The organism is Myxococcus qinghaiensis (assembly GCF_024198215.1).
GTDB lineage: Bacteria > Myxococcota > Myxococcia > Myxococcales > Myxococcaceae > Myxococcus > Myxococcus qinghaiensis.
Window position 1 is genome coordinate 546,618 of sequence record NZ_JAKCFA010000004.1, and the last position, 7,095, is coordinate 553,712.

Sequence of the window (7,095 nt, forward strand, 5' to 3'; positions counted from 1 at the left end):
CTTCCCGTACCCCATTGGCGACGCTCAGCGCCCGAAGTGGAGCCGTCATATTCACCTCATTACGAGCCCAACAGCCACGCACAACAGCATGATGTACCCGTCTTCGTCACTACCCACGCGACGGTGCCTTGTTGCTGGGGGCGAGGATGAGGGTGGGTGCAAACTGACTGCTCGAAATAGCGCAGTCATTCGAGGGTCTGGCCGACCTGAAAACCGAGTTTCCTCCCTTGAGATTCGCTCCAGCCGATGGCGGTCGTCGAGGCTACTCCGCCAGCTGACCGAGTTGCCCACAGCATGATTTACTACGTCGAGCCTGAGGCTCTACACTCTACATGGGAGAGCCGTGCTGTGGGGGCTGAGGTTCCTTGCCTTATGGGGGGGCAAGTGGGGCATGCTTTTTATGGGCTGCAGGGAGGACTGGTGTCTATGTTGAATGCAACTGCTGGATCTGTGCGTGCGTATTTTGCTCGGAATTGGCGGGATGTGTCTGACCTACCTAAGCCGTGTCTTGTTGTAATCCCCGAACGGGACAGAGGATGGAACGACTTTTCATATAAATTCTTTGTCCGACTTCATGTGGTCTCGGCTGATTCGAACATTATGACGTTCGATGCCCCAATGAGGCTCATGTTTGATGGGGTCAGCGACACGATGAGCCACCTGGAGTCGCTTTTTCAGAAAAAGGGAAGCCCAATAGCCTGTGACGCCGTCGAGGAAGCGTTTTGTTCAATCCTCATGGATGAGGATTATTATAGGCGGTTGGTTGATGTGCTGGATTTGCAGGAGGCAGTGTATGGTCTTGCGCAGGTGAAGGATGCGGTTGTTTTGGGCGAGATGAGTGAGGCGCCGCAGGGAGTGAAACTTGCTCATTCTCGGGAATTTCATTTGGGGGCGTTGCGCCAAGGGGCTGCATTCACTGCCTGGCGCTGGGGGAGGCGGCACTTGCGTCAGGATCCGCCTGCGCCTGTCGACGACTCTGCGGTGAGTTTTTCGGCGACGATTGATTTTCCGTGGAGAAAGGGGGGGTACGAAATTGAGTTTGAATTCGGTAAAGAAGAGTTGTTGCGCAATAGGATTGCGGTTGTGATTGGGAAGAATGGTGTCGGGAAGACGCAGTGTATGTTGGCGCTAGTCAAGGCGATGGTTCGCTTTGATGCTGCGGACTTGGTGCCAGGAGCGGTTGCTGTCGCAGTGGTTGAGCCTGCGCCTGTTTTTAATGGTTTGATGGTCTTCTCGTCGGTGACGTCCGATCTCTATCCTGAGTCGATTGCACCATGGGTGGGCGGGATTGATTATAGCTACTTTTCGCTAATTGCTCGCGAAGACAGGGTGCCGGAAAGGCCACTTGATCCGCTCACTGCTGCTCTTGCAGATACTATCCGCAGCGAGGATGTGTTTGGGACTGTGGATAGTGCAGATGGGCAGTTGACGCGCTCTGATTTGTTGCGAAAAGCACTTGAGTCGCACATTGATTTTGGGAACATTTACCTGCCGTTTGATGCGAACGCTCCATCGGGACTGGTGTGGAGTGCTTCGGTCGATGGCGTGCGGTATGCCTCGCTTACTGCGATTTCCGGGGAGCAGCGAACGGTGACGACGGTGTCGCATATTGATTGGCGGCGGCCTCCGGTTGTCATGGATGATGACGGTAAGCTGCGGCGATTGAGTAGTGGGCAGGTGGCGATGTTGCGTTTTGCGGTCCAGGTGATTGGGTCGATTCGGTCGGCGAGCCTGTTGGTCATGGACGAGCCTGAGACGCACTTGCATCCAAATTATATCTCGCGATTCATGGAGATATTGCATGTCGTGTTGGAGGCAACGAAGTCCTGTGCGATTATTGTTACGCATTCGGCGTATGTTGTTCGGGAGGTTTCTCGGTCTCGGGTTCTGGTGTTGAGGGATGAGGCTGGGGTGCTTGACGTTTCGAGGCCTCATCTTCAGACGTTTGGTGCAAGCATTGATTCTATTTCGCAGTTTGTTTTTGGGGATGCGGAGATTGAGCACCTTCATGAGATTCTATTGAAGCGCTGGTTGGGGGAAGAGGCGAGTATTGAATCCGTGCTGGAGAAGCATGGCTCGGAACTGAATCCGGAGAGCCTGATGTATATTCGTCGAGTGTTGGAAGGGAGGGAGCCGCAGTGAGGCCTCTTACTCCGTTGGCATATGATGATTTGACTGCGGTTGATGACGTCTGCTTGAAGCGGCCTTCGTGGGTGGTTCATCAAGGCGTTTGGTCTAATGCACTTGATGTGTATCGCGCTTCTGGCGGAGATCCATGGAAGGTTAAGCCTGTGCCTCTGCCGGACGACGTGCGGGAGGCGATGCGAGAATTGTATGGTAGTCGCAGGAAAGGTGGGCACATAAAGCGCATTCGCAACTATCCCTTTGCGGGAAGTTGTCCCGTTTGCGGTTCGCATAGTACGGGCTCGGTGGATCACTACCTGCCCAAGGATGAATATCCTGAGTTTTCGATCTATTCATTAAACTTGGTCCCTGCTTGTGCGCATTGCAATTCAGATGAGAAGGGGACCGTCTTTGTTGGTCCTCTGGCGCCCGCGCGGTTCATTCATCCTTATTTTGATTCGATCAGCGCTAAGCCGATTTTGTCCGTTGAGATTACTTCGCCATATGACGCAGCTCGCATTCGGGCGGTTCCGGCTAGCGGGTTGTCGGGAAATGAGCTGGAGATTGTTCGGTTTCATGTGGGGACATTGTTGGGCGGTGCGTTTGAGAAGTTTGTTGGCAATCTGTGGGTGCGACTTCCGGCGGCTTTGGCTGCGCAGTCGAAAGGAATGGCCGCGGCAGGGCAGATTGATGTTCTAGGTCTGATCAAGGGGAATCTGGCTTACGCTGAGGGGACGACTGGTCTTAATAGCTGGACGACTGGGTTCTATCGTGGGGTTTTGGCTGATGCTGGAGCCGTTGCCTATTTGGCGGCGAAGACTGCTGAAGCGGGAAAGTAGAGTGATTTGCGGGTGGTGGAGTTGTGGTTTTGGTTGAGCTTGTGTTTGGTTGGGGTGTGTCTGTTGTGAGTGTTGTGTTGAGGTGTGCGCCATTGAGACTGTTGGCGCGGATTGGCCAGGACGTTGTGAGCATCGAGTAAAGGGGTGAACCTAGGGCATCGGGTTTACCCCAGCACCCGCACACCAATCTCACCGGTGCCTCGTCGCTCGGGCCCCCGCTCGCGCTGGCACGCCAGGGCGACGGCCCAGAACTTGTCGGCGTGCCCGCGGTTCGTGCGCTCGGCGTCGAAGGACACCTTCCCCGAAGGCAGTACGCGGCGCTTGATGGAGTGAATCTGCCCGACAAGCTCACGCTGGCGCGGCAGCGTGACATCGCGGCGCTGGAGCAGAATCTTGAAGTCGGTGGCCCAGCGCTCCTTGGCCTCGTTGGTGAAGTTCTCCTCCACCACCTGGGGGAAGTCGCGGGCGAGGTTCTCGGCGAGGTTCATGCCGATGCCGCTGCGGTCAACGGAGAGGCGCGCCACGGGCAGGACGGAGAGGAGTCTGCGGAGGTGGGCCTCCTGCTCAGCGAAGGGCACACCCTCGAAGCTGCGTAGCATGCGGCACGTGAAGCGGCCCTCCACCTCCTCGAAGACGGCCAGCTCCGAGCGGTCTCTCGTGCGGCCCACGTCGAAGCCCGCCACCAGGCGGCCCTGGGGTACGGGCACGTCGGACCCATCCTGGGCCAGCGACAGCTCGTCGGTGGTGCACGGGAGGATGAGCTCGTAGGGCAGGAAGCTGTAGGACTCGTCGACGTAAAAGGCATTCGAACTCCTGCTGGAAGTCCTCCAAGGGGAGCGAGTCGAATTGCTCGACGAGGACGGGGCGCCCGAAGCGAACGACGCGCTCCTCGGTGGACATGAGTGGGGCTTCCACCGCAGCGCGCCGCACGTCGAGGGAGAAGAAGCGGCACAGCCACCAGGGCACCTGCTGGCGCGTGTGGTGCGGGTACTTGCGCAGCTCCTGCGAGGCAATTTCCCAGAAGATGCCGCGCCGGCCCAGCGGGGTGCTGCAGCCTGTGAGCTGCCCATGGGAGCGAAGGATGAGTGCGGTGCTGCCGGTGTAGACCTCGCGGTCGTTCACGTAGTGCGCCAACTCGTCGAGGTACGCGTCGCCGCGCTTGCCGCGTGGTGGCTTCGAGGGCACGGAGATGATGCGCGAGAGGCGGCGGCCCTTGGCGTTGGACTCGAATGCCAACTCCGTCTTCGCGTCGGTGACGAGCTTCTTTTGGAATGCGGTCGGAAGCTCCTCGTACACCTGCCGGGCGATGAGCACCTTCTCCACGGCGTCGCTCAAGTTGTACGAGACGAACACCGCCGTGTGGCCGTCACGCAGGTGGCAGCGCGCGAGGGCTTCCAACGCGAAGAGGAACGAGAAGCCCACCTGGCGGCTCTTCGCCACCCAGCGGAAGCGGGAGCGGTTGTCGAGCAGAGCCTGCTGGTAGGGCTCCAGCACCACCGGCTCATTGTCGTAGTGGCACAGGCCGGAGATGAATCCCGACTCGGTGGCGAGCCACTGGGTGAGGTCGTCCTCGGTGCGCTTGACGATGCTGAGCGTCACGGTGTCCTCCTTCAGCCGAGACCGACGGTGATGGACGAGGAACGTGCGGCATCCTCCAGGACGCCGAGCACCTCGGAGCGCCAGAGAAGCTCGCAGGCGGAATGGTCATGGGGGCTGAGGGGAACAGCCTCGGCGTACTCCCAGCCCGCGTCCGTAAGTTCCCACTCGCCACTCGCGGCTTGCCGCTGGAGGCCGCATGCCTCCAGGCGAAGGTTCATCTTCGGGGCGGACAGCCCCACTCTCTGGCCGAGCTGCATGGCGTTGAGCCACGCGGGTGGCGCAGCGGTCGACAGCCCCTTGCGGTGAGGCTCCATCGACAACCCGGTGTCCGTTTGGATGGCGTCGAGCGCGTGGGCCGCTGCCAGCTCCGGCTTGAGGCCCGGGATGAAGGAGACGAGCGTCCTGGCCACGTCCAGGTGGGCCAGCACCAAGTCCTGGAGCGGTGAGACGGGGGCCAGGCGTGGCTGTGGTGACGGAGCACCTGACGCCGTGTGGCTGCCCGTCTTGCGGTGTGCCTCGAAGTTGAAATGGGCCAGCGGATGCACAGCGACTCCTCTCGGGGGAAGGCCGAGGCCGCGCGGGGCCCGGCTCAAGAATGCGCAGCGGGGTTAATGACTTGTCTTGTTGGGACTACAGAGCGTGCATGGCCGCGTCCTCTTCACGAAGGAGTCGCCATGTCTGCCTATGCTGCTGTCGCGCGCGCCCCCCGCACCCTCACCGAGAAGGAGGTGGCGCTGCTCTTGCGCACAACGGGGTTGCACCGGGATGGATTCAGGGACCACTGCCTCTACAGCCTCGCGCTGGCCTCGGGCCTGCGAGAGCACGAGCTGGTGGCCCTCAACATCGGCGACATCTTCGACGAGCGCGGGCGCGCACGCCGGCACGTGGCGCTGACCGTCTTCAAGGGGTGCCGCCGGCGTCCGGGCCCCCAAGAGGTCGTCCTCTCGGACACGGTTCGCGCGAAGCTCGAGAAGCTGTTGCGCCTGAAGCGCTCGCAGGGGCACGACGTGGGGCCCCAGGCACCGCTCTTCCTGAGCCGCCTGGGCCTGCGCCTGTCCACGCGGCAGGTGCGCCACGGCTTCGGAGTCTGGCAGCAGCGCGCGGGCCTGGAGCGGCACTTGAACTTCCACACCGTGCGCCACACCGCGTGCACCGGGGTGTACCGGAGGACAAAGGACATCCGCCTCACCCAGCGCTTCGCGCGCCAGCGCAGCATCGACTCCACCGTCATCTACACGCACCCCTCGGACGACGAGCTGGTGCGCGTGACGCAGGACCTGCCCTGCTGATGGGGCGTGCCGCCTCCGCGCTGAGCACCCGCGAGAGCCCCTGGACGGGCTGGGGTGCCGCGCGGAGGCGGTGAGTGGAGGCTGTGCGCGGAGTCCGCCCAGGCTGCCCCTGGCGCAACCGGCGAAGGAAGTGAACAGCGCGAGGCGTTCACTTACCGGGTGCAAATGAACGGGCGCGGGGTGTTCACTTTTTCGGGGCTGACCCTCTCGGAAAGGGCCCCAGGTACACGCCCCGGCGGCGCACCCCGCACGAAAGATCGCACCACCCCCCACCCTGGCGTCAGGGGTAGGCGGGGTAGGCGTGCTGGCGTCGTCGGTAGGCATGGTTGCGCCCGGCCGGTGCAGGCGGTGAAGGTGACTGCGGAGGAGCTGGGCCGGGCGGCGGGCGGCAGGAGGCCCAACCAGCGGAAAGCGGCCATTGGCCTCGGCGCTTCGGCCCCTCACGAGGCCTCGTAAGCGCGCGAAACAGCGTGGGGGCGGTGACGCCGAATGGCCGCCTTTGCCTATTTTCGGCCATTCGGCTCGGCCCTGGTAACGGCACGCGCGCCCAAGTGCGCGCGGGGCGGAGGGCCGGTGCTTCGAGGGCAGCTCGGGGGCTCGTGGGGCTCACGAGGAAGACAAAGGCCTGCGGCCCGAAGCGCGAGGGGACACGCGCGCACAAACGGGGCGCCACGCGGCGGAGGTGCTGGCTCGCGGGACTGAACCGGGGCCACGTGCCAGGTGGGCCACGTGGCGGCCAGCGGGGCGCAGTGGAGCAGGGCGTTCCGGGCTGGGAAAGTGAACGGCGCGCTGGCGTCCGGCCCGCTGGACGAAGTGTGCTTCCGGGCGCGAGTTCTGGCTCGAACTCGGACCGCGGTGCTCGAGCACCTGGTGGCCGGCCGCCCTAACCCCGCGAATCTACGAAGCCTACTGCCCCAGGAGTGTGCTTCCGCGCGCCGGGTGGAGCTCCACGGGAAACGTGGCCAGGCAGGGGCTTGGTTCGGTGAAAGTGAACGCCATCATTCTCTGGGAGCACTTGACGAAGGGAAGCGCAGGGGACAACGGTCCTTAAATGCACTCTTCTGCGTCAAGTCCCCGTGGAGTCCTCCGGAGGGGGAGGGAAAAGTGCATCTAGGCGCAATGCCGATCAGTTAAGGGCGAGAAGGATCATACTGCCGCGACCGCATTCAAGGAGGCGGTCGCGTGGGAAGAGGTCCATTCGGGTATTTGCCCTCTGCGGATGAGGGGGCGTTCGACCGGCTGTG

6 protein-coding genes are annotated in these 7,095 nt (G+C 62.0%); 3 read left to right on the plus strand and 3 right to left on the minus strand.

The window, feature by feature from the left end:
- Positions 1-294 precede the first annotated feature (294 nt).
- Positions 295-2,142, plus strand: a complete 1,848-nt coding sequence (locus tag LZ199_RS09905) for an AAA family ATPase (protein WP_253993384.1) — start codon at positions 295-297, stop codon at positions 2,140-2,142.
- 287 nt (positions 2,143-2,429) lie between these two features.
- A complete protein-coding gene (locus LZ199_RS09910; RefSeq protein ID WP_253993385.1) occupies positions 2,430-2,963 on the plus strand; it encodes a hypothetical protein in 534 nt (177 codons plus the stop codon).
- Between the two features lie 164 nt (positions 2,964-3,127).
- Here LZ199_RS09910 and LZ199_RS46670 read toward each other — a convergent pair whose 3' ends face one another.
- Genes LZ199_RS46670 through LZ199_RS09925 form a run of 3 tightly spaced genes read right to left on the minus strand, consistent with a single transcriptional unit; the run spans position 3,128 to position 5,107 of the window.
- The gene (locus tag LZ199_RS46670; RefSeq protein ID WP_323389438.1) at positions 3,128-3,646 is read right to left on the minus strand and encodes a phage terminase large subunit family protein; all 519 of its coding nucleotides are present in this window, start codon (positions 3,644-3,646) and stop codon (positions 3,128-3,130) included.
- Positions 3,528-4,562, minus strand: coding sequence for a terminase large subunit domain-containing protein (locus tag LZ199_RS09920; RefSeq protein ID WP_253993387.1), 1,035 nt, complete (start codon positions 4,560-4,562; stop codon positions 3,528-3,530). Before LZ199_RS09920 ends, LZ199_RS46670 begins: the two co-directional genes overlap by 119 nt.
- An 11-nt stretch (positions 4,563-4,573) precedes the next feature.
- Positions 4,574-5,107, minus strand: a complete 534-nt coding sequence (locus tag LZ199_RS09925; RefSeq protein WP_253993388.1) for a hypothetical protein — start codon at positions 5,105-5,107, stop codon at positions 4,574-4,576.
- A 129-nt stretch (positions 5,108-5,236) separates the two neighbouring features.
- Here LZ199_RS09925 and LZ199_RS09930 point away from each other — a divergent pair, with 129 nt between their 5' ends.
- Positions 5,237-5,851, plus strand: coding sequence for a tyrosine-type recombinase/integrase (locus LZ199_RS09930; protein ID WP_253993389.1), 615 nt, complete (start codon positions 5,237-5,239; stop codon positions 5,849-5,851).
- Positions 5,852-7,095: the final 1,244 nt, after the last annotated feature.

Bases quoted from the DNA above. Each gene is read 5' to 3' on its own strand.
- LZ199_RS09905 (WP_253993384.1), top strand. From the start codon at position 295: ATGATTTACTACGTCGAGCCTGAGGCTCTACACTCTACATGGGAGAGC.
- LZ199_RS09930 (WP_253993389.1), top strand. From the start codon at position 5,237: ATGTCTGCCTATGCTGCTGTCGCGCGCGCCCCCCGCACCCTCACCGAG.